The sequence below is a fragment of the Devosia chinhatensis genome (genome assembly GCF_000969445.1).
GTDB lineage: Bacteria > Pseudomonadota > Alphaproteobacteria > Rhizobiales > Devosiaceae > Devosia > Devosia chinhatensis.
The window spans coordinates 1,339,071-1,361,581 of the sequence record NZ_JZEY01000054.1; the positions used below are offsets into that span (position 1 = coordinate 1,339,071).

General features: G+C 61.2%; 18 protein-coding genes. 1 reads left to right on the forward strand and 17 read right to left on the reverse strand.

Annotated features, from left to right (window positions below; translation table 11 throughout):
• Window positions 1-47: 47 nt before the first annotated feature.
• The 13 genes from VE26_RS06455 to aspS form a co-directional block, all read right to left on the reverse strand.
• Window positions 48-491 (reverse strand): type II toxin-antitoxin system RatA family toxin, encoded by a 444-nt coding sequence (locus VE26_RS06455; protein WP_052715720.1) that lies wholly within the window; start codon window positions 489-491, stop codon window positions 48-50.
• Window positions 492-1,442, reverse strand: coding sequence for a lipoyl synthase (gene lipA / locus VE26_RS06460; protein ID WP_046104231.1), 951 nt, complete (start codon window positions 1,440-1,442; stop codon window positions 492-494). It abuts the gene before it with no gap.
• 151 nt (window positions 1,443-1,593) lie between these two features.
• A complete protein-coding gene (locus tag VE26_RS06465) occupies window positions 1,594-2,634 on the reverse strand; it encodes a Gfo/Idh/MocA family protein (protein ID WP_046104232.1) in 1,041 nt (346 codons plus the stop codon).
• An 84-nt stretch (window positions 2,635-2,718) separates the two neighbouring features.
• Window positions 2,719-4,158 carry a dihydrolipoyl dehydrogenase gene (gene lpdA / locus VE26_RS06470; protein ID WP_046104233.1) on the reverse strand — a complete coding sequence of 480 codons (1,440 nt, stop codon included), beginning with the start codon at window positions 4,156-4,158 and terminating at the stop codon, window positions 2,719-2,721.
• A gap of 24 nt (window positions 4,159-4,182) precedes the next feature.
• Window positions 4,183-4,821, reverse strand: coding sequence for an SGNH/GDSL hydrolase family protein (locus tag VE26_RS06475; RefSeq protein WP_046104234.1), 639 nt, complete (start codon window positions 4,819-4,821; stop codon window positions 4,183-4,185).
• 11 nt (window positions 4,822-4,832) lie between these two features.
• On the reverse strand, window positions 4,833-6,224 hold the full coding sequence (locus VE26_RS06480) for a pyruvate dehydrogenase complex dihydrolipoamide acetyltransferase (RefSeq protein WP_046104235.1): 1,392 nt from the start codon (window positions 6,222-6,224) through the stop codon (window positions 4,833-4,835).
• Window positions 6,225-6,235: 11 nt separating this feature from the next.
• Window positions 6,236-7,633 carry a pyruvate dehydrogenase complex E1 component subunit beta gene (locus VE26_RS06485; RefSeq protein ID WP_046104236.1) on the reverse strand — a complete coding sequence of 466 codons (1,398 nt, stop codon included), beginning with the start codon at window positions 7,631-7,633 and terminating at the stop codon, window positions 6,236-6,238.
• Between the two features lie 93 nt (window positions 7,634-7,726).
• Window positions 7,727-8,746, reverse strand: coding sequence for a pyruvate dehydrogenase (acetyl-transferring) E1 component subunit alpha (gene pdhA, locus VE26_RS06490; RefSeq protein WP_046104237.1), 1,020 nt, complete (start codon window positions 8,744-8,746; stop codon window positions 7,727-7,729).
• Window positions 8,747-8,859: 113 nt separating this feature from the next.
• A complete protein-coding gene (locus VE26_RS06495; RefSeq protein ID WP_084620052.1) occupies window positions 8,860-9,258 on the reverse strand; it encodes an FtsB family cell division protein in 399 nt (132 codons plus the stop codon).
• 92 nt (window positions 9,259-9,350) lie between these two features.
• The gene (locus VE26_RS06500; RefSeq protein WP_046104238.1) at window positions 9,351-9,641 is read right to left on the reverse strand and encodes a Dabb family protein; all 291 of its coding nucleotides are present in this window, start codon (window positions 9,639-9,641) and stop codon (window positions 9,351-9,353) included.
• On the reverse strand, window positions 9,638-11,923 hold the full coding sequence (locus VE26_RS06505; protein WP_046105101.1) for an NADP-dependent malic enzyme: 2,286 nt from the start codon (window positions 11,921-11,923) through the stop codon (window positions 9,638-9,640). The genes VE26_RS06500 and VE26_RS06505 overlap by 4 nt, the downstream gene beginning before the upstream one ends.
• Window positions 11,924-12,027: 104 nt before the next feature.
• Window positions 12,028-13,626: an EAL domain-containing protein gene (locus VE26_RS17065; RefSeq protein WP_152658742.1), complete on the reverse strand. Its 1,599-nt coding sequence runs from the start codon at window positions 13,624-13,626 to the stop codon at window positions 12,028-12,030.
• Window positions 13,627-13,764: 138 nt separating this feature from the next.
• A complete protein-coding gene (gene aspS / locus VE26_RS06515) occupies window positions 13,765-15,555 on the reverse strand; it encodes an aspartate--tRNA ligase (RefSeq protein WP_046104239.1) in 1,791 nt (596 codons plus the stop codon).
• A gap of 185 nt (window positions 15,556-15,740) precedes the next feature.
• Between aspS and rnd the strand changes: the two genes are divergently transcribed.
• Window positions 15,741-16,910, forward strand: a complete 1,170-nt coding sequence (rnd, locus tag VE26_RS06520) for a ribonuclease D (protein WP_046104240.1) — start codon at window positions 15,741-15,743, stop codon at window positions 16,908-16,910.
• Between the two features lies 1 nt (window position 16,911).
• Here the strand turns inward: rnd and VE26_RS06525 are convergent, their stop codons facing one another.
• From VE26_RS06525 to VE26_RS06540, 4 genes are read right to left on the reverse strand one after another with little or no spacing between them, the layout of a single operon-like run.
• Complete coding sequence (locus tag VE26_RS06525; protein WP_046104241.1) at window positions 16,912-18,447, reverse strand: Ppx/GppA phosphatase family protein; 1,536 nt, start codon at window positions 18,445-18,447, stop codon at window positions 16,912-16,914.
• Between the two features lie 2 nt (window positions 18,448-18,449).
• Entirely contained in the window at window positions 18,450-20,615 is a 2,166-nt protein-coding gene (locus VE26_RS06530; RefSeq protein WP_052715723.1) for an RNA degradosome polyphosphate kinase, read from the reverse strand.
• Window positions 20,608-21,333, reverse strand: a complete 726-nt coding sequence (locus tag VE26_RS06535; RefSeq protein ID WP_046104242.1) for a P-loop NTPase family protein — start codon at window positions 21,331-21,333, stop codon at window positions 20,608-20,610. The genes VE26_RS06530 and VE26_RS06535 overlap by 8 nt, the downstream gene beginning before the upstream one ends.
• Window positions 21,320-22,390 carry an AI-2E family transporter gene (locus VE26_RS06540; protein ID WP_160297814.1) on the reverse strand — a complete coding sequence of 357 codons (1,071 nt, stop codon included), beginning with the start codon at window positions 22,388-22,390 and terminating at the stop codon, window positions 21,320-21,322. Before VE26_RS06540 ends, VE26_RS06535 begins: the two co-directional genes overlap by 14 nt.
• Window positions 22,391-22,511 lie beyond the last annotated feature (121 nt).

Genomic DNA, 22,511 nt, shown 5'->3' on the forward strand with positions numbered 1-22,511 from the left:
TACACAGGCCTGACGCAATGACGCTTCGGGCCTGTCTTTTTTGGCGCCTAGACGCCGAAGCGCCGATCCGCCTCGTCGCAAAAGGCGCGCATGATTTCTTCCTGCTTGGCAGCGAAGGCCGGCTCGGCGATCGCCGCAATCAATGGATTGGAAATCTTGAAGTCGATCTCGAAGCGCACGCGTGTGCCCTGCCCTTCCGGCTCGAAACTCCACACGCTGTCGAGATAGGCAAAGGGACCGTCTACGGCTTTCGCCCTGATGGTCCGCGCCACCGGGTCTAGGGTTACGCGGCTGGTATAGGCCTGCGTGATCGGACCAAAGGCGATGGTCATCTTGGCTAGGCGCACGTCACCCATCGTCGCGACCGGATCGGGACGCACCTGCATGGCGCTGCAATTTGGGATAAAGCGCGGATAGTCATTGAGATCGGCAACGATATCGAACATCCGCTCGGGCAGATGCGGGACGTGCCGTTCGTAGAAACGTTTCATTCAGTGGCCGAGCCTCGCCATCCGATTTGCCCGCAGGCGCGCAAAATCCTCTCCAGCATGATGCGATGACCGCGTCAGCGGACTTGACGACACCAAAAGGAACCCCTTGGACGTCGCGACGGTCGCAAACGACTTGAATTCCTCGGGCGTGACGAAACGCTGCAAGGGATAATGCTTCTTGGTAGGCTGCAGATACTGGCCGATGGTCAGGAAATCCACATCAGCCGAACGCAGGTCGTCCATCAGCTGCAGCACCTCGTTCCGTTCTTCGCCCAGGCCGACCATGATGCCGGATTTGGTGAAGATGGTCGGATCGAGTTCCTTGACCTGTTGCAGCAGGCGGATCGAATGGAAATACCGCGCACCCGGCCGGACCTTCAGGTACTTTGATGGAACTGTTTCCAGATTGTGATTGAAGACATCTGGCTTGGCCGCCACGACGATCTCAAGGGCCCCCTCCTTGCGCAGGAAGTCAGGCGTCAGGATTTCAATCGTCGTCTTGGGATTGCGAGCGCGGATGGCAAGGATGACATCGGCGAAATGCTGCGCGCCGCCATCGGCCAGATCGTCGCGGTCCACCGAGGTGATGACCACATGTTCAAGGCCGAGTTTTTCAACGGCCTTGGCGACATTTTCTGGTTCGTTCGGATCAAGCGCGGTCGGCAACCCGGTTCGCACATTGCAGAAGGCGCAGGCACGCGTGCAGATCTCGCCCATGATCATCATGGTCGCGTGCTTTTTGCTCCAGCACTCACCGATATTGGGGCAGCCGGCTTCCTCGCAGACCGTGACGAGATTGTTCTCGCGCACGATCTTCTGAGTTTCGTTATAGACCGGCGAGCCAGGCGCCTTGACGCGAATCCAGTCCGGCTTGCGCAGGACGATGCTGTCCGGCCGATTGGCCTTTTCGGGATGGCGCGGACGAGCCGCATTGTCGATGAGCGTGACCATACTAGTCCTGTCTGGGCCGTCTGTTTCCAAGGCAAAGAGGATACCTTTTCGCCGTCTGCAAGCACGACCACATGAGATAAGCCCTATATCGCTCCCATGAGCGGCCGGTTCAACCCGGCCTTATGGATGAAGGGCAGCCATGCGCTGCGCGCTACCCCATGATTTCTTCGATGTCGACCCAGTCGCCGCCGCGCGATGCGGAGAGAATGGTGCCCTGCACCAGCGCCAGTGAGCCCAGATTGTCCTCGCCCGAACTGAACCCGCGCGGCACCGCTCCAGTATCGAGCACCGTTGCGATCGTATTGAGCGTGCCGCGTCGATCGGGGTATTTCACTTCGTCGAGGCGGACCTTTTCTGCCTTGCCATCGAGCGGCAGCAGCGTCAGCACATCCGGGCCCGCCTTGTCACGGAAATGGTCGCGCGACGACCAGGCGATCTGCCCTTCCGCACCATCCATCACCCATTCGCCCGCCCAGGGCGTCACGGGGCCCGAATTCATCCAGCTGGCCCGATAGGACACGATCGTGCCGCGCGAAAACTCGATCATGGCGACGCCGCTCGGATCGTAGCGGAACGGGCTGCCAGGCGGGTTCCACGTGCGGCACGACAGGCGAACCGGCTCGTCTCCAAGCACGTAGCGCATCAGGTCGAAATGGTGGATCGACATGTCGGCCAGAAGCGGATCGGGCATATCCCAATAACGATAGCCCTGGCTCGGCCCGTGGCGACGGAAGTCGATCGACACCATGTTCAGTGCGCCGAATTTACCTTCGGCGATCAGCTCGGCGGCCGCGATTGGCGCCGGCTGGTGCCGATAGTTCTGGCTGACCATCAACACCTTGCCCTGCGCCTTGGCGAGCGCCACCAGCTCTTTGCCCTGCGCAATCGTCGTGGTGAAAGGCTTTTCCACCAGCACGTTGTAGCCCAGTTCCAAGCAGCGCTTTACCACCGGATAATGGGCTTCGGTGCGCAGCGTGCAGATCGCCAAGGTCGCATCGGTCCGATGCGAAGCATCCTCGAGACTGTTGAAGCACAGCTTCGGATCGATCCCCAGCTCTTCCTGAACCCTGCCGGTGGCCTCGGGACTGGTATCCACATAGCCGACCATTTCGACACTGGGAACTTTGGGGATAACCTCTTTGGACCAGCTGAAACCCCAATGTCCCAGACCGATCTGGATTGCCTTGACCATGTGGAAAACTCCTTTGGTTGTACGTTCCTGAGCGCGGGCGAAATGGGTTGGCCCGGCCGTCGACCGGACCAACGAACGAAAGCGCTAGATGTTCAGGGCGCGACCATATGCGTCAAGGACACTTTCCTTCATGGTCTCGCTGAGCGTGGGATGCGGGAAGATGGTGTGGATCAGCTCTTCCTCCGTGGTTTCGAGGTTCATTGCCACCACGAAACCCTGGATCAGTTCGGTCACTTCGGCGCCGACCATATGCGCGCCGAGCAATTCACCGGTCTTGGCATCGAAAATCGTCTTTACCAACCCGTCGGGCTCACCCAGCGCAATGGCCTTGCCATTGCCCACAAACGGAAAGCGGCCGACCTTGATCTCGCGACCCGCTTCCTTGGCCTTGGCTTCTGTCAGGCCGACCGAAGCAACCTGCGGCTCACAGTAAGTGCAGCCCGGTACCTTGGACTTGTCGAGGCCATGAACTTTGAGGCCCGCAATCTTTTCGACCGTGATAACCGCCTCGTGCTCGGCCTTGTGCGCGAGCATCGGCGGGCCAGCAACGTCGCCGATGGCCCAGATACCATCAACATTGGTCTTGCCATAGCCATCGATGACGATGGCGCCGCGCTCGGTTTTCACGCCGACCGTCTCAAGGCCCAGGCCCTCGATATTGCACTGCACGCCAACGGCTGAGATCAGCTTGTCGCCGGTGATCTGCTGAGTCTTGCCGTCCTTGGTCTCGACATGCGCAACCACGCCGTTACCGGTCTTATCAACCTTGGCGACTTTGGCATCGGTCAGGATCTTGATACCACGCTTCTCCAGGCGCTTGCGCGCCAGCCCGGCGATCTCGGCGTCTTCCACGGGCATGATTTGCGGCAAAAGCTCGATAATGGTGACGTCCGCACCCATCGAGCGATAGAAGGAGGCAAACTCGACACCGATCGCGCCCGAGCCCATCACCACAAGTGACTTGGGCATCGCGGCAGGCTTCATTGCCTCGAAATAGGTCCAGATCTTGTCGCCATCCGGCTCGATACCGGGCAGCACGCGCGGACGTGCGCCGGTGGCGATGATGATGTTCTTGGCCCTGTACGTGCCCTCGCCAAGCGCATTCTTGGGTACGGGCCCCTGCGGCTCCACGATCTTCTTCTTGGTCGGGGCAACCTTGATCTCGCCTGGCTTGGTGATGACCGCCTCGCCCCAGATGATGTCGACCTTGTTCTTCTTCATCAGGAACTGGACGCCATTGTTCATCTGCGCGGCAATGGCACGCGAGCGCTTGACCACGCCGTCGATGTCAAAGCCAAATTTTTCCGCCGTAAGGCCATAATCCTTGGCGTGGCTCATATGACCGTAGATTTCGGCGGAACGCAGCAGTGCCTTGGTCGGGATACAGCCCCAATTGGAGCAGATGCCGGCCATGTGCTCACGCTCGACAATGGCCACCTTCATGCCCAGCTGTGCGCCACGAATGGCGGCAACGTAGCCGCCGGGGCCGGCGCCGATGACGAGAAGATCGTATTGGTCAGCCATGAGGGCCTCCAGAAATTGTCAGGCTCAGAAGCCCAGTACCTGTTTGACGAGCGGCACGAGGCCGTCGCCGATAGCGCGGGTATTGGCGGCATCGAGATGCACGCCGTCAGCCCGATCCGCAACGGCAACGTTGGCCGCGTTGAAATAACCGGCGCCCAGGTCGCGCGCGACCCGGCTGTAATAGACATCGAACAGCTTGGCTTCGTCTGCCCGAGGCGCAAACATCGCATGCAGGTCCGCATGGTCCGTCTCGACCGTCAGCGGCGGCGCCACGATGATCACTTCCGGCACCGGCTGACCAGCATCATAGGGATGCTGACGAATGATCTGCACCAGCCGCTTCACCCCCATGGCGGCGCCGAATGCCGTGCCGTTGAGATAGACCTTGAGGTCATTTGTGCCCAGCATGATGACCACGAGGTCCAGCGGCTTGTGGCTGTCGAGCAGTGTCGGCAGCACCCGGGCGCCATTGCGGTCGGCAGCGCTGGAGAAGTCGTCGAACACCGTGGTGCGACCTCCCAGACCTTCGGCAATCACCCGTGCCTGGCCGGCGAGGCCTCGCTCTAGCGCGGTTGGCCAGCGGTCTTCATAGGCATGGCGCGGACCGCCATGCGGGTCTGCCCCATAAGTCAGGCTGTCGCCAAAGGCGAGGATCGTCTTCATCGCCTCGGCCCCTATGCCAGCATCATCACCGGATTTTCGATCAGCCCCTTGAAGACGCCGAGAACTTCAGCGCCAAGGGCTCCGTCGACTGCGCGGTGATCGCAGGACAGCGTCGCGGTCATAAACTGGCCGATCTTGATCTGGCCGTTCTCGGGGTAAACCCGCTCCTCGCCGGCACCGACTGCCAGGATCGTGCCATGCGGCGGGTTGATCACTGCGGCGAAGTGCTTGATGCCGAACATGCCGAGGTTGGAAACCGAAGTCGAACCGCCCTGATATTCGTGCGGGGCCAGCTTCTTGCCGCGCGCGCGCGTGGCGAGGTCTTTAACTTCTTCGGAAATCTCCCGCAGGGTCTTGGTGTCACAGGACTTCACCACCGGCGTGAAAAGGCCGCCCGGCACGGACACGGCAACCGCTACGTCACTGCGCTTGTGATAGAGGATCGAGTCGCCGGCCCAGGTAGCATTTGCGGTCGGCACGCGCTGCAGCGCTATGGCCCACGCCTTCATGATGAAGTCGTTGACCGAGAGCTTGAAGGCCGGCTTGCCGTCCTTGCCCTTTGGCGCAGACGCATTGATCTGCTCACGGGCAGCCATCAGGGCGTCGATCTTGCAATCGAGGGTCAGGTAGAAGTGCGGAACGGTCTGCTTGCTTTCGGTCAGGCGCGCGGCCACGACCTTGCGCATGCCATCGTTGGGCACGAGTTCGTAAGACCCTTCCTCGTAAAGGGCGATCACCTGGTTCTTGCTCATGCCGCTGGCCGGAGCGGAAGCAGCAGATGACGTAGAGGCCGGCGCAGCGGCCTTGAGCGGGGCCTTGCCCGACTTGGCGGCCTCAACGTCAGATTTGACCACCCGACCCTTCGGACCCGTGCCGGAAATGGCGGCGACGTCGATGCCGGCTTCCTTGGCGAGGCGGCGCGCCAGCGGCGAGGCAAAAACCTTGCCCCCTTCGGACTTTGCCTGCACCGACTTCGCCGGAGCGCTGGAGCCCGAATTGCTGTTGGCGGAAGTCGCTGACTTTGCCGGTGCCGGATCGGCCTTTGCGGTTGGTGCCGTCTGCGTCTGGGCATCGGCGCGCTCGACCGTGCCGGCATCCGCCTTGCTTTCGGCCTTTGGCGCCTCTGCCGGCTTTGCCGATCCAATGGCGCTGGCATCTTCACCGTCCTGCAGCAACACGGCGATGACGGCGTTGACCTTCACATTGTCGGTGCCTTCGGCAACGAGGATCTTGCCGATCTTGCCTTCGTCCACGGCCTCGACTTCCATCGTGGCCTTGTCGGTTTCGATTTCGGCGATCACATCACCGGAAGAGACAGAATCGCCTTCCTTGACGTGCCACTTGGCGAGCTTGCCCTCTTCCATCGTCGGGGAAAGCGCCGGCATGGTGATATCGATTGGCATCCCGGGTCTCCTTACGAGCGATAGGTCACGGCGTTGACCGCCGCGATCACTTCATCAACGTTGGGCAGCGCCAGCTTTTCGAGGTTGGCAGCGTAGGGCATAGGGACATCCTTGCCGGTGACACGCATGACCGGCGCATCGAGATAGTCGAAGGCCTGTTCCATGACGCGCGCCGACAGTTCGGAGCCGATACCCCCCTGCGGCCAACCCTCTTCGACCGTGACGAGACGCCCCGTCTTTTTGACCGATTCGATGACCGTGTCGCTGTCGAGCGGGCGCAGGGTGCGAAGGTCGATCAGCTCGACATCCACACCGGCAGCCACCAGCTTTTCAGTGGCCTGGGTCGCATAGCGCATGCCCATCGAGAACGAGACGATGGTGACGTCCGCGCCCTTGCGGGCAATGCGGGCCTTGCCGATCGGCAGCACGAAATCATCGACCTTCGGCACGAGGCCAGTGGAGCCGTAGAGAATTTCGTTCTCGAGGAAGACGACCGGGTTCGGCGAACGAATGGCGGCCTTGAGCAGGCCCTTGGCGTCCGCCGCGCTATAGGGCGCGATAACGGTCAGGCCGGGAACGTGGCTGTACCATGCCGAATAATCCTGGCTGTGCTGTGCGCCAACGCGGGCGGCAGCGCCGTTCGGGCCGCGGAACACCATCGGCGCCTGCACCTGGCCGCCCGACATATAAAGCTGCTTGGCGGCCGAGTTGATGATCTGGTCGATTGCCTGCATGGCAAAGTTCCAGGTCATGAACTCCACGATCGGCTTGAGGCCCGCGAAGGCTGCGCCCACGGCGAGGCCGGCAAAGCCATGCTCGGTGATCGGGGTGTCGATGACGCGATGCGGGCCGAATTCCTGCAGCAGGCCCTGGGTGATCTTGTAGGCACCCTGATATTCGGCGACCTCTTCACCCATGATGAAGACGTCCTTGTCGCGGCGCAGCTCTTCCGCCATGGCCTCATTCAGCGCCTGGCGCACGGTCATCTCGACCATTTCGACGTCGGCCGGCAGATCGGGGTCATTCTGGGCCACGAATTTCGGGGCGTCTGCGCCCGACGCACTCTTGGCTTCCGCCGGCACCGGCTTTGCCTCGGCAACAGCCGATTCTCCTTCCGGATCGGACGAAGAAGCCTGAGCGGCAGGCCGATTGCCCTCGCCCACTTCCTCGCCTTCGCCCAAAACCAGCGCGATGGGCGTATTGACCTTCACGCCTTCGGTGCCTTCCTCGATGAGGATTTCCTTGACGACGCCCTCGTCCACCGACTCCACTTCCATCGTGGCCTTGTCGGTCTCGATTTCAGCCAGCACGTCGCCGGACTTGACACTATCGCCAACCTTGACGAGCCACTTGGCCAGCTTGCCTTCTTCCATGGTGGGCGACAAAGCAGGCATGAGGATTTGGGGCATATCAGCTCTCCAGCAATTCGGCGCCGGGCACCTTGGCCGCACGGCGAAACTCAACACAAGCGATGGGAATGCCGGCCCATGGGCCGGCCTGCCTTACGCTTCGATGGTGATGTCGGTCCACAATTCGGACGCATCGGGCTCGGGATCGTTGGTGGCGAAATCGGCAGCCTCGGTCACGATGGCCCGGATATCGGTCTCGATCTTCTTGAGATCGTCCTCGCTCACCACTCCGCCTTCGATCAGGCGCGCGCGCACCTGTTCGATCGGATCGCGTTCCTGGCGATACTTGGTCACTTCGTCCTTCGAGCGATACTTCGCCGGGTCGGACATGGAGTGTCCGCGATAGCGGTAGGTCAGCATTTCGAGGATATAGGGCCCCTTGCCGGAGCGGGCGTGTTCGATGGCGCGCTGGGCGGCATCATAGACCATGCGCACATCCATGCCGTCGACCTGCTCGCCCGGAATGTCGAACGAGGCGCCGCGCATGGAAAAATCCGTCGTCGCAGCCGCGCGCTCGATCGATGTGCCCATGGCATATTTGTTGTTTTCGATCACGTAGACCACCGGCAGGTTCCAGAGCTTGGCCATGTTGAAGCTCTCATAGACCTGGCCCTGGTTGGCTGCGCCGTCCCCGAAATAGGTGATCGAGACCGAACCATCGCCCGAATACTTGCTGGCAAAGGCGAGGCCCGTACCAAGCGAAGCCTGCGCACCCACGATGCCGTTGCCGCCGTAGAAGCGATGTTCATTGGAGAACATGTGCATCGAGCCGCCCTTGCCCTTGGACAGGCCGCCCTGCCGCCCGGTCAGCTCGGCCATCACACCCTTCGGATCAAGCCCCATGACCAGCATGTGGCCGTGATCGCGATACCCGGTGATCTGGGCATCCTTGCCCTTTTCCGAAGCCATGGTGATGCCGGTGACGACGGCTTCCTGGCCGATATAGAGGTGGCAGAAACCGCCGATCAGGCCCATGCCATACATCTGGCCAGCCTTTTCCTCGAAGCGGCGGATAAGCAGCATCTCGCGGAATGCTTCGAGATCCTGCTCGCTGGAAAACTGGGGGACATTGGACTGCGTCTGGGCCTTGGTGGCCGTCGCCTTGCGCGCCATGCTACACTCCGCTTGGGTCGGGGATTTGCCGCTAGGCCCGATCAGGCCACGACGGGCACTATATCGCAAGGCGCGCCGCAATAACATTGCGTCGCCAAGCTGCAAAAAACGCTTTAAAGCGTTGAATCTGATTGAATAATCGAGATTAACTGATCGTCGATTAATTCTACGAATTGACCGGAAATTGGTTTACCGTTCTCGGGATTGACCATGATCAGCACGTCGTCGGCATGCGCCATATTGAGCATCGCCCGGGCCCGTTCGGTCACCAGATCCGGATCGAGGTGGCGGGGATTCATCAGGGTAACGCGATGTTTGAAGGCCTCAATTTCCGCCTGTAGCGCCGAGCTGCGATCCGCCAGAATCTCGATTTCCGCCTTGATCTCTTCCCGGCTCTCGATGCCGAACTGGCCCGAGATCGCCGAATAGCCCAGGTAGAACTGAAAGGCGAGCAAAGTCGCTGTCAGGGCAAGTGGGCGCCAGAAGGGTGGACGTTTGAGTCGGGTGGGCATGGGCAAACCGTTCGAGGTGTCGCCACTATGCCAAAGAAGGGATTAATGCGGAGTTGAAGGCGGGCCGGATCGAGAAGGACCCGGCCAGATGTTCACAGCGGCCTGTAGTCGATTTCCTGAAAGCGCGCGACTTCGGGCAGCCAGCGACCGTCCACGAATGCAACATGGTCAGGGTGGGAATTGTAGCCGTCATAGGCAGCCTGATCGGCAAACTCCATGGAGAAGCCAAAGTCGAAATCGGCCTTTGGGCTCACCTGCCGCAGACGTTCGAATTTCTGCACGCCGGGAATGGATGCAAGGACCAGCGCCGCCTCGAGAAACGCTTGTTCCTCGGCCGAGCCGGCTTCATGCTTGAGCGAAAAGACGACGGTGTGCCGGATCATAGATCATGCCCCAGCGCTTCATTGGCTGCAATTGCGGCCATGTTGACAATGCCCCGGCTCGTCACCGAGGGCGCAAGGATATGCGCCGGCGCCTGCGTGCCCATCAGGATCGGCCCGACTGAAAGCGCATTGTTCATCTCCTTGAGCAGCGTCATCGACAGATTGGCCGCATCGAGATCGGGGAAGATCAGGAGGTTGGCTTCGCCGCGCAGCACTGTCTCGGGCACATAGCGCTCGCGCAGGCCCTCGTTGAGCGCGAGGTCGCCCTGCATCTCGCCCTCGACGATGAAGTCCGGCGCCGCCGACTTGAGCTTCTCATAGGCCTCGCGCATCTTGAAGGCACTGTCGCCGTCGCGGGATCCGAAGTTTGAATAGCTCAGCAGCGCGGCTCGCGCCTCGATATTGAAGCGCTTGAGATGGGCCCGCGCCTGCAAGGCAATTGCCACGATCTCGTCGGCGCTGGGGCTCTGGTTCACATAGGTATCGGTGAGGAAGAAGGCGCCGCGTGGCATGATCAGCATGGACATGGCCGAAACGTCGCTGACGCCATCCTGCAGGCCGATGATCGAGCGGATGTCGCGCACATGCTTGATGTAACGGCCCTGCAAGCCACAGATCAGCCCGTCAGCCTCACCGCGCTTCACCGCGAGCGCAGCGATCACCGTTGTATTGGTGCGCACGATGGTGCGGGCCGTGTCTGGCGTCACCCCGTTGCGACCGACCAGAGAATGGAACAGGCTGACATAATCGCGGTAGCGCGGATCGTCCTCGGGATTGATGACCTCAAAGTCGACACCCGGCCGGATGCTGAGACCAAACCGCTCGATGCGCGCTTCGAGCACCGCCGGACGTCCGATCAGTATAGGCCGCGCAATGCGCTCCTCGAGCAGCACCTGCGCCGCACGGAGCACGCGCTCGTCCTCGCCATCGGCGAAGGCGATGCGTTTGCCCTGCCCTTGCGCACGGTCGATGATTGGCTTCATCACCAGGCCGGAGCGGAACACGAAGCGGTTGAGGCTGTCGAGATAGGCGTCCCAGTCCTCGATCGGCTTCTTGGCCACGCCCGATTCCATGGCAGCCCGCGCCACGGCAGGCGCGATGCGCAGGATGAGGCGCTGGTCGAAGGGATTGGGAATGATATGCTCGGGGCCATAGACGGCTGGCGCGCCGGATGGCGATACCTCAAGGCCTGGCTCATGGGCCAGCTTGGCAATGGCGCGCACGGCGGCGAGCTTCATCTCTTCATTGATCGTGGTGGCATGCACGTCGAGCGCACCGCGGAAAATGAAAGGGAAGCAGAGGACGTTGTTGACCTGGTTGGGATAATCCGAGCGGCCGGTACAGACCATGGCATCGGGACGGGCCTCGCGTGCCACTTCCGGCATGATTTCCGGATTGGGATTGGCCAGCGCCAGGATCAGCGGACGCGGCGCCATTTTGGCAAGCATTTCCGGCTTGAGGGCGCCGGCCGCCGAAAGGCCAAGGAAGACGTCGGCGCCATCGATGACTTCGGCCAGCGTCGTCGCGTCGCTGGTCCGGCGGAATTGGCCGCGCCACTTGTCGTTCACATCGTTACGTTTGTGGGTGACGAGGCCGTCTTTGTCGGCAACCCAGATATTTTCATGCTTTGCGCCGAGTGCCACGAGCACATTGAGGCAGGCAATGGCCGCCGCCCCTGCCCCGGACGTGCAGATTTTGACGTCCTCGATCTTCTTGCCGGCCAGTTCCAGCCCGTTGAGAACGGCCGCGCCGACGATGATGGCCGTGCCATGCTGGTCGTCATGGAATACCGGGATCGGCATGCGTTCGCGCAGCGCTTCCTCGATCTCGAAACAGTCCGGTGCGCGGATATCCTCGAGATTGATGCCACCGAAGGTGGGCCAAAGCGGGCTGACGGCGTCGATGAATTTCTGCGGATTGATTTCGTCGATTTCGAGATCGAAAACGTCGATGCCGGCGAACTTCTTGAAGAGGACCGCCTTGCCTTCCATTACCGGTTTGGAGGCAAGGGCGCCGATATTGCCAAGGCCCAGCACGGCCGTGCCGTTGGAAATGACCGCAACCAAGTTCTGGCGGGACGTGTAGCGAGCAACCGATTCTGGGTTTTCGGCGATTTCTTCGCAGGGAGCGGCAACGCCGGGCGAATAGGCCAGCGCAAGATCGCGCTGGTTTCCCAGCGGCTTGAGCGGCTGAATTTCCAGCTTTCCGGGCTTCGGAAATTCATGGAAATGCAGCGCGGCCTCACGCAATGCCCTGCGCTGTTCGTTGATATCGCTCGACACGTCAAAGACCTCCCAGCCCGCTTGCGCCGCGTTGGTGCCACCAATCGCCGGCAATGAAAAGGGGCCATTCGCCCATGATGGCCCTTACCGGCGAAATTACGGCGTCAGGCGGCGTTGGCAACACCGGAAAGGTCCGGCTGCAAAGCGGTCGCAGAGTTGAGTGCGAGTGCCAGTTCACGGAACGCCACGATCCTCAGCGCCGGGGCGAAAATATAGCCCTGCGCATGCAGCACGCCGCGGGCCCTCAGGTAGAGTGCCTGCTCCTCGGTCTCGACGCCTTCGGCTACGATCTCGCAGTCAAGGTCCTTGGCCATGGCAATCAGCCCGTCCAGCACCGGCACCTGCGTTGTGCCCGGCTTGATCATGTCCACGAAGATGCGATCGATCTTGATGACATCGACGCCCAGCGTCGCGAGATAGGCCAGGTTCGAATGGCCGGTACCCGCATCGTCCATCGCCAGCTTGCAGCCCAATGCATGCAGCCCTGCGATGACACTTGTGGTCGCCACTGAATTGTTGAGCGGTCGCCGCTCGGTGATTTCGAACACCAATTGCTGAAAACCGATTGGCGATTGCCCGAAAATGGCCTGCACGTCTTCCACGATGCCGACATCGCGGAAATGGCCCTCGAACAGATTGATGGAGATCTTCATCTTCGGCAAAGTCTTGCACAATTCGCCCAGATCGCTCCGCACCTGCTGCATCAGCGACACCGTCATGGGAATCGCCAGACCCGTGACCTCGGCGTAATCGATGAAGGCGCCGGGCGGTATCACTTCCCCATTGCGCTTTTCCCAGCGGCACAGAACCTCGCAGCCGACCAGTTCGCCAGTGCGCAGATTGATGACCGGCTGGTAATAGGGCTTGACCTCGTTCCGCTCGATTGCCCGTTCGAGATCGAAGGCCGGCATGCGCGAGCGCCGCACATAGCGCAGGTTGAGCAACAGGAAAATGGCGCTGGCAATACAGGCGAGCACTGTAAATACCGCGTCGAGATCGGCATAGCCGGCGCGGACCATGGCAAATGGCACGGCAAGCTCGACCTTGATCGGGAATTGCCCCGCATAGCTCTGCCCGCTAACATATTCGGTGTTGGCGGAACGCCGATCGAAACCGCTCGGATCGCCGATGGTCAGGATCGGCAAGCCGTTCGTAAGCGTGACGCGCATCATGGCGGCGTCCTGCATGGTGTCGGACAGCGCACTTTCCGATTGTCCCAGCAGCGGGACGAACACCGAAACCCGCCGCATCTGGCCAAAGACCTGAGTGATCTTGATGGCGGGCATTTCCATGTCGCCGAACTTGACCACGCTCATCGTTTCGGTCAGCCCCGGCACCGGCAGCGGCGAGGACATCGGCGAATGGGTAACGACGCGGCCATAGGCGTCGCAATATTGCACACCGTCATTATTTTCGACCAGGAACTGCTTGATGTTGAGGCTGGATTCGATGGCCGCCTGCGCATTGGTGACGAAAGTCGGAGTACACAGGGAGGGTGTGTCGGCAATGACCCTGCGCAGGGCAGCGACGCCATCCATGACACTGGCATTGATGTGGGAACTGGTGGTGTCGACATAGTCTTGAACCACGGTTTTCTCGCGGTAGCGCACATAGGCATCGAGCAGATAGTCCACGGCAACGATCGGCACGAACGCCAGTATGGCGCCGATCAGCATCAGGACATGTGACAGATTGGATTTCACACCGCGAATCCACTCGATAGAGGGCACTCAAGCGGTAGCAATGAAGGGTTTAACGTCCCATTAACGACACTTAACGCGTGCTAACGATAACAAGGGGGCGGCCCACCGGACCGCCCCTTGATTGTGTTGGTGAACAGCTCAGCTCTGGACGTTCAGCCGAATGCTCAGTTCGCGCAATTGCTTGTTGTCTGCCGGGCTCGGTGCGCCCATCAGCAGGTCTTCGGCCTGCTGGTTCATTGGGAAGGCCGTGATCTCGCGCAGGTTCTGCACGCCGCACAGCAGCATCACGATGCGGTCGATACCGAAGGCCGCACCACCATGCGGCGGCGCGCCATACTGGAAAGCACGATAAAGACCGCCGAACTGCTCCTCGACCTCTTCCCGCGACTTGCCGGTCAACTCGAACGCCTTGACCATGGTCTCGGGTTCCTGGTTACGGATCGAACCGGAAGCGATTTCAAAGCCATTGCAGACGGCATCGTACTGGTAGGCCTTCAGGGACAGCGGATCGTCGCTATTGAGGCCATCGATCCCGCCCTGGGGCATGGAGAAGGGATTATGCGCAAAGTCGATGCGCTTTTCTTCCTCGCTCCACTCATAGAACGGGAAATCGACGATCCAGCACAGCGCGTACTGCTCGGTGTCGACCACGCCCAGATCAGTGCCGACCTTGGTACGGGCCTCGCCGGCAAACTTGTAGAACTTCTCCGGACGGCCGGCGACGAAGAACACCGCATCGCCATCGCCCAGACCCAGCTGTGCCTTGAGGGCAGCCGTACGCTCTTCGCCGATATTCTTGGCAATCGGGCCCGAACCGGCACCGTCCTTGAAGAAGATATAGCCCAGACCAGGCTGGCCCTCGCCTTGCGCCCAGGCATTCATGCGATCGCAGAACGCACGGCCGATCGGCTCGGCGCCAACCTTATTCTTGGCGGGAATGGCCCAGACTTCGACCTTCGGATCGGCCTCGATTTGGTTGGCGAAAACCTTGAAGCCAGAGCCGGCAAAATGCTCTGTAACAGCCTGGATCTCGATCGGGTTGCGCAGGTCCGGCTTGTCTGAGCCATACTTGCGGATCGCCTCGGAATAGGGGATGCGCGGCCAGCCCTTGGTGACGCGCTTGCCATCGGCGAACTGCTCGAACACCGAGGTCATGACCGGCTCGACAGTGTTCCACACGTCTTCCTGGGTCACGAAGCTCATTTCCAGGTCCAGCTGGTAGAACTCGCCCGGAAGCCGGTCGGCACGCGGGTCTTCGTCGCGGAAGCAAGGCGCGACCTGGAAGTAGCGATCGAAGCCCGCCACCATCAGCAGCTGCTTGTATTGCTGGGGCGCCTGCGGCAGCGCGAAGAACTTGCCGGGATGAATGCGGCTCGGCACGAGGAAGTCGCGCGCGCCTTCAGGCGATGATGCGGTCAGGATGGGGGTCGAGAATTCGGTGAACCCTGCCCCGCCCATGCCGGCGCGCATGGCCGAAATGATCTTGGTGCGCTTGACGATATTGTTGTGGAGCTTCTCGCGACGGAGATCCAGGAACCGGTAACGCAGGCGAATATCCTCGGGATAATCGGCATCACCAAAGACCGGCAACGGCAATTCCTTGGCCGCGGAGAGAACTTCGATCTCGCGGATAAAGATTTCGATGGCGCCGGTCGGAATGTTGGAATTGACCGCCGATGCGTCGCGCAGCTTCACCTCGCCGTCGATGCGCAGCACCCATTCGGAGCGCACTTTTTCGGCCAGCGGGAAGGCGGCAGAATCGGGGTCGATCACGCACTGGGTGATTCCATAATGGTCGCGCAGGTCGATGAACAGCAATCCGCCATGGTCTCGGACGCGGTGAACCCAGCCGCTCAGGCGCACATTATTGCCAGCATCAGCCGCCGTCAGGGCGCCACAGGTGTGGGTGCGGTAGCGATGTAGGGTCATGTCGAAGCTCGGATTTTGCTAGGGAAAAGGCCGGATTGTGGGGCGGAAAAGCGCATGGCCACCCGCCCTTGTCAAGCTGCGGGGCATATCGGCTTTTGTCGCTCGTCCGCAAGGGAAATCGACGGTGGAGCAATCGGGCAACACCTGCTAGTAAGAATATTGACTTTTTTAGGACGGTTGCCGGTATGGACTTGATTGTATCCACAGACGTGCTCGCCGCGTTCTGCGAGCGCGCTGCCCAGTATGAATTTGTTACGGTCGATACCGAATTCCTCCGCGAAACAACTTATTGGCCCCGCCTCTGTCTGATCCAGGTCGCTACGGACGATGAGGCTGTGCTCATCGATCCTCTGGCGCCCGACATCCGCCTGGCCCCATTCTTCGCGCTTCTGGCCAATCCCGGTGTGACCAAGGTATTCCACGCCGCACGCCAAGATATAGAAATCTTCGTCAAGTTGACCGGCGCCGTGCCGAACAACATCTTCGATACCCAGGTGGCGGCCAGTGTATGCGGCTTTGGAGACAGTGCGTCCTATGACAGCCTCGTGCGCTCGATCTGCAAGATCGAGCTCGACAAGTCCTCGCGCTTTACCGACTGGTCGGCACGTCCGCTGTCGGAAAAGCAGCTTTCCTACGCCTTGGCCGACGTGACCTGGCTGCGCGACATCTATCGTGAGTTGCGGCGCCAGGTGGAAGCGGCCCGTCGCTGGGATTGGGTCGAGGATGAAATGACGGCCCTGCGCAGCATCGATACCTACGTGGTCAAGCCCGAGCAGGCCTGGGAACGGTTGAAGATGAAGTTCAACCGCCCCCGCGACATCGCGGCGCTCAAGGTACTGGCGCAATGGCGTGAACGGCGCGCCCAGGAGACGGACCAGCCGCGCAGCCGCATTCTCAAGGACGACGTTCTGGCCGAGCTCGCCACCCAGCGCCCTCTGACTGCCGATGCTTTCGAAAAACTGCGGGCCGTGCCCCGCGGCTTCGGTCGCAGTGGAGCTGCCGGTGAGATCATTGCCCTGCTCAAGGATGTCGAGGCGCTGCCGAAGGCTGCATTGCCGCCGATGCCGGAGCGCTATCGCGGCCCCTCCCCCAAGGGCGCCGTAGGCGATCTCATCCGCGTCCTCCTCAAGGCCGTCGCGGAACAGCACGGCGTGGCCGCCCGCATCATTGCCACGTCCGACGAAATCGATGCGCTGGTGCTCGACGACGAGGCCGATGTGCCTGCCCTGAGGGGCTGGCGGCGCAAGCTCTTCGGCGAGAAGGCCTTGGCCATCAAGCATGGTCGCGTCGGTCTTGTGGCGACGCGCAAGGGTATTGTGGAAATCGCGGTCGACCGCGCCGCCGCAGCCGAATAGGTCAGCCGATTTCGATCCGGGATTCGCTGTGGCCGGCGGCCTCCGCGAATTGGCGGAGGCGATTGCGCAGGTGATCGCCGTTGAGAAACGCGAAGTCGGTCGGCAGATGCAGCACCAGCGAAGTGTCGACGAGGCTGAACCGTGTCCTGGGCAAAATGCCGGGCATGGCCGCAGTCATGGGATAGGCAACCCGGAACAGTGCGCCAATGAGCCGGGCTCGCGCGGTCTGCTCTGGCGTACCCAGCGACACCAGCGCCTGCGCCGCCTTGCTCTTGAGCCCGTCATAGCGAACGGCAATGGCCTGGGCCAGAAAGGCGCGGCCAGGATGATCGACACCGGTCAATGATCCATAGGCCACCGCGTCCACGCTTTGCGGGCCGCGATAATCGGGGTGCGAGCGCCAGCCGATATCGGAAAGCAGGCATACCACCGTGCGCAGGCGAAATTCCGAAGGCGTTTCCAGGATATTGGCCGCGCCGAGATATTGCCCGGTGAATTCTATGAGGTCATTGGCATGGGCGGGCGAGCGCGATCGCAGCACCGAAAGCTCTTCGGCGCCCTGGATCAGCGGGTCGATGCTGCGCTCGCGCTGGTCCAGCTTGCCGTAGAGATAGCCCTCGCGCACGCCGAGCGCCGAAAAGACGATACTCTCGAAATGACCGGCCTTGAGAACCTCGGCCATGACGGCTGCACCGATCGGCACCAGTTCCCGCCGTGACGAGCTGACCGAACCCGACCCGGGATAATTCTTGCAGGAATCCGCGTCGACGATGGACTGGCAGAACGCAATCATCTCGGCGGCTGACACGACATAGTTCTGCACCATGTGCAGGGCATAATCTGTGCGGGCCTGATGCAGCTTGGCGAGCGATCGCCAGGTTCCGCCGATGGCCGCAAAGCGCCCCCCGGGCGAGGTACCGGCCAGAATGCTCTTGCTCAGTTGCGCCCGCACCAACTCGGCAGCTTTTACCGGAGATCCGTCGGCATCGTCCTGAAGACGGATGACGCCTAGCTCATGGCTTTCCCCATTCGTATCGGCACCATTGGCAATGGCGGACAATTCGAGGCTACCGCCCCCCAGATCGCCGACAATGCCCGAGAAGCCCGGTATGCCGGCCACGACACCAAGGGCAGCGAAATGGGCCTCCTCTTCGCCGCTCAGCACATTGACGGAGGTCTCCATCACGGCTTCGACGGCAGCGACAAACTCTTTCCGGTTGCTGGCCTCGCGCACAGCGGAAGTGGCAAGGATATGAACCTTGCCGACCCGCATCATTCTGGCCACCATCGCAAAGCGGCGGATGGCGTCGATGGCCGTGGCCATGCTGGCGTCCGAGAGCCTGCCGCTCTTGGCAATGCCCCGGCCCAGTGCACACGAGGATTTCTCGTTGTAGAGCGGCGTCAGCGCCCGCGCATGGCGTTCATAGACCACCAGGCGCACTGAATTTGAGCCGATATCCAGCACCGCAACGGGACGGGCACCCTTGATGCGCCCCTGCGCGGTCGGATCGGCGTCGACGCCCCAGAACTGGACCAAGCTTAACCCTCGTCGGAGTCCACCATGCCCGCGCTGCCGCGACCCGACAGCGACGGATTGGTCATGAAATAGTTATGGGCGTTGAAAGGTTCATCGCCCTCGTTCATCCGGACACGGTGCGAGCTGCCGTCCGGGAGCACTTCCCAACTTTGCTGGTTGTCCTTGAGATAGGCAACCATGATCTGGTCGAGGATCTGCTTGTGAACCGTCTTGTTGAGGATGGGCACCATCACCTCGACACGACCGTCGAGGTTGCGCCCCATCAGGTCGGCAGAGGAAATATATACCTTCGCCCTTGCTGACGGCATCAATTCGCCATTGCCGAAGCAATAGATGCGGCTGTGCTCGAGGAAGCGGCCAACCACGGACTTGACCCGAATATTATCCGAGAAGCCTGGAATGCCCGGACGCAGGCAACAGATGCCCCGCACGATCAGCTCGACCTTCACCCCCGCCTGGCTCGCATCGTAAAGCGCGTCGATGACCTGCGGGTCTACCAGCGAGTTCATCTTGAGCAGGATATGCGACGGCTGCCCATTGCGCGACAGCTCGATCTCCCGAGCGATATTGTCGAGCAGGGTCTGGCGTAGGTTTACCGGCGATACGGCCAACGTTTCCAGCTCCGTCGGCCTTGCATAGCCGGTGATGAAATTGAACACCCGCGCCACGTCCCGCGTGATGGCAGGGTCGATGGTGAAGTAGCTGAGGTCGGTATAAATCTTGGCGGTGATCGGGTGGTAATTGCCGGTGCCGATGTGGCAATAGCTCACCAGCTTGCCCTTTTCGCGCCGGACCACCTGGCTGAGCTTGGCATGGGTCTTGAGTTCGATGAAGCCGAACACGACCTGCGCACCCGCCCGTTCGAGATCGCGTGCCCAGCGAATATTGGCTTCCTCGTCGAACCGCGCCTTGAGCTCGACCAGGCAGGTCACCGACTTGCCCGCTTCGGCTGCCATGATCAGTGCCTTGACGATCGGGCTGTCCGAAGATGTGCGGTAAAGCGTCTGCTTGATGGCAACCACGTCTGGATCGCGGGCGGCCTGCATCAGGAATTGCGCGACCACGTCGAAGCTTTCGAACGGATGGTGCACCAATATGTCCTTGGCGCGGATGGCGGCGAAACTGTCGCCATTGTAATCGCGGATACGTTCGGGGAAACGCGCAAGATAGGGCGAAAACTTGAGGTCCGGCCGCTCGATGTCGCAGATCTTGCGCGCATCTGCGAGGCCCAGGAAGCCCTGCACCTCGAAGACATCGGCTTCCTTGACGCCCAATTGCTCGCCGATCTGTCGCTTCAGCGCACGCGGCATGGACCGTTCGATTTCGAGCCGGATCACCTGACCGCGCCGACGCTGCCGCAGGGCGGATTCGAACTCCACCACCAGGTCGGCCGCCTCGTCGTCGATTTCGATTTCGCTGTCCCGAATGATGCGGAACGCGCCCGAGCCCACCACTTCATGGCCGGGAAACATCTTGTGGAAGAACAGCTTGACCAGGGTATCGATGGTGACGACTTCGCTGCGTCCCTCCGACACCAGCCCTGAGGGCAGATTGATGAAGCGATCGAGATTGCCTGGAATACGCACCAAGGCGGTCAGGTTCTGGTCGCTGTTGGGACGCTTGAGCTCGAAGGCCAGCGCCAATCCCAGATTGGGGATGAAGGGAAACGGATGCGCTGGGTCCACGGCGATGGGGGTCAAGACCGGGAAGATTTCCTCGCGGAACAGCTTCTGGAGATAGGCGATCTGCTCGGCACTGAGATCGTCGGCCTCGTGGATTACCACGTTCTGCGCGAACAATTCCTCGCGCAGTTCCTTCCAGTGGTCCTGCTGCTCGAGCTGGAGATGCTGGGCCAGCGTGGCGATTTCCTCGAGCTGTTCGCTCGGGGTCAGCCCGTCGGCGCTCTGTTTGGAAAGCCCGGCCCGGATCTGGCCTTTGATACCGGCGACCCGAACCATGTAGAACTCGTCGAGATTGTTGGCCGAGATCGAAACGAAGCGGAGCCGCTCAAGCAGCGGATGGGACGTGTTTCCGGCTTCCTCCAGCACTCGCATGTTGAATTGCAGCCAGCTGACCTCACGGTTGACGAACCGCGCCGGGCTGGTGCGCAGGGCCTCCGCATCGGGGCCGGCCGAGCCGGTTTCGGCGAACTCGCTCATGTCATTCATCGTGATCTGCGTCCCAATCCTGTTCGGCGGCTTCGCGCAAGTCCTGCCTCTGCGCCAGCGCCTCTGCGGCCAAGTTGCGGGTAACGGCCGTCCCCTTGGCAAGGGCCAGCCGGTCAAGAAGCTCAACCAGGGCAGCAGCTTCTTCGGGGCTGCGCTCCATGCGCGGCACGATATAGCCGATGACCCGGGGGTCGACTTTGATTTGCCGGTCCCCGAATAATTTCACGAACATCTGTGACAGTTCAATGTCATCGCTCACACGTAACCGAAAGGTTGCCGCCCGGCGGGCCCGCGAGCGTGCATCGTCTGTCACCAGGGGCCAGTCGCCGACCTCGGCCCGCGCCGTCATCAGCAGGGCCCGTTCGCCCCGCATCGCCTGGTTGAGAAGGTGGAACAGAGCATGCTCGTCGTAACCGGCCCGGTCCACGTCCTCGATCAGCAGCGCTGCTCGGCCACCAGCCGCCGCGATGGATGCGATTGTCTCAGGCGTTACCGTGTTGGCATGGGCGCGGTCGAGAAAGATGCGCGCCAGATGAGACTTGCCCGATGCCGCCGGACCGATCAGCAGGGTCATGCCATCAGGCCAGTGCGGCCAGGCAAGGATGCGGCCATGCGCCAGCGCATTGCCCTCCCCAACAAGGAAGTCGTCCTCGGCGTGGGATGGTTCATGCCCCAGGTCGAGCGGCAATTGCCGCGGTCCGTCCTCACGCAGCGGCATCGTTACCCGGCGTATCGCCCTGTCCCAGATAGAGCGAGCTTTCCTTGTACTTGCGCACGCCATAGCGCACCAGCACCGATGCAATGGCCGCCATCGGCACGGCCAGCAGCAGGCCGACAAAACCGAATACCGCTCCCAGTGCCAGGAGCGCAAACATCATCCATACCGGATTGATGTTGATCGAAGACCCGACAAGCTTGGGATAGAGCACATTGCCCTCGATGAACTGCCAGAACAAAAAGATGCTGGCGACACCGGCGACCATCCACCAATTGGGTGCGAACTGAACGATCGCTATGCCGACCGACAGGCTGAGGCCGAGCGTGAAGCCCGCAAACGGAATGAAGCTGATCAGCCCGGAAATGAGCCCCACGGCGAGGCCGAAATTCAGGCCGATCAGGCTGAGCGCTGTGGCGTAAAAGGCCGCGTCGATCAGCAAAACGCCACCCTGCCCGCGAATAACGCCCGCCATCGACCGATCAATATCGCGCAGGATACCTTTGATTTCGCTCTTATGCGCTTTCGGCAGCAGGCCGTCGATGCCCCGCACCATGCCCTGCCAGTCGAGCAGCAGGTAAAAGGCAACCACGGGCGAAAGGATGGTGAAGCCCACCACTGCGGCGCCGGTCAGCCCGATATTGACCAGTTCAGCCGGCAATGTGGCGATAAAGCCAAGTGCGCTGCGCGTCAGGTCGTTGATGGTGATCTGCACCTGAGCGGCGCGTTCGGGGCCGAGCCATTCGTTGAGTTCGGGCGAATAGCGGGTCGCCAGTTCCTGCAGATCGCTGAAATAGGCCGGCAGCCTCTGGATCAGCCCGATGATCTGTTGGCCGATCAGCGGCACGAAAATCGAAAACAGGCTGACCACGATTGTCATCATGCTCAGCAGCACCACCACACTGGCCCACACCCGGTTGAAGCGCCATTTCTGCAGCTGCGTGGCCAGCGGGTTCAGCAGATAGGCCAACGCGGTGCCCACGACGAAGGGCAGCAGGATGCCGCGAAACACCCACAGGACCAGGATCAATGCCAGGAGCAGGCCGATCCAGATGAGCACTTGATTTCGAAGCGACATGGTGCCGGGCGGCCCTTGCGTATGAGTAAGCGAAAAGCTATCAGGCCGTCTAACGGCCAGCACCGAAAAATTCAACCAACCCGGAATGCGCGCATCCCATTGC

What these genes read in the sequence shown, in the direction of transcription:
- VE26_RS06495 (WP_084620052.1), bottom strand. Translation starts at nt 9,258, where the DNA reads ATGCCCACCCGACTCAAACGTCCACCCTTCTGGCGCCCACTTGCCCTG.
- VE26_RS06500 (WP_046104238.1), bottom strand. Translation starts at nt 9,641, where the DNA reads ATGATCCGGCACACCGTCGTCTTTTCGCTCAAGCATGAAGCCGGCTCG.
- VE26_RS06480 (WP_046104235.1), bottom strand. Translation starts at nt 6,224, where the DNA reads ATGCCAATCGATATCACCATGCCGGCGCTTTCCCCGACGATGGAAGAG.
- VE26_RS06475 (WP_046104234.1), bottom strand. Translation starts at nt 4,821, where the DNA reads ATGAAGACGATCCTCGCCTTTGGCGACAGCCTGACTTATGGGGCAGAC.
- lpdA (WP_046104233.1), bottom strand. Translation starts at nt 4,158, where the DNA reads ATGGCTGACCAATACGATCTTCTCGTCATCGGCGCCGGCCCCGGCGGC.
- aspS (WP_046104239.1), bottom strand. Translation starts at nt 15,555, where the DNA reads ATGACCCTACATCGCTACCGCACCCACACCTGTGGCGCCCTGACGGCG.
- VE26_RS06485 (WP_046104236.1), bottom strand. Translation starts at nt 7,633, where the DNA reads ATGCCCCAAATCCTCATGCCTGCTTTGTCGCCCACCATGGAAGAAGGC.
- VE26_RS06530 (WP_052715723.1), bottom strand. Translation starts at nt 20,615, where the DNA reads ATGAATGACATGAGCGAGTTCGCCGAAACCGGCTCGGCCGGCCCCGAT.
- VE26_RS06465 (WP_046104232.1), bottom strand. Translation starts at nt 2,634, where the DNA reads ATGGTCAAGGCAATCCAGATCGGTCTGGGACATTGGGGTTTCAGCTGG.
- lipA (WP_046104231.1), bottom strand. Translation starts at nt 1,442, where the DNA reads ATGGTCACGCTCATCGACAATGCGGCTCGTCCGCGCCATCCCGAAAAG.
- VE26_RS06455 (WP_052715720.1), bottom strand. Translation starts at nt 491, where the DNA reads ATGAAACGTTTCTACGAACGGCACGTCCCGCATCTGCCCGAGCGGATG.
- rnd (WP_046104240.1), top strand. Translation starts at nt 15,741, where the DNA reads ATGGACTTGATTGTATCCACAGACGTGCTCGCCGCGTTCTGCGAGCGC.
- VE26_RS06535 (WP_046104242.1), bottom strand. Translation starts at nt 21,333, where the DNA reads ATGCCGCTGCGTGAGGACGGACCGCGGCAATTGCCGCTCGACCTGGGG.
- pdhA (WP_046104237.1), bottom strand. Translation starts at nt 8,746, where the DNA reads ATGGCGCGCAAGGCGACGGCCACCAAGGCCCAGACGCAGTCCAATGTC.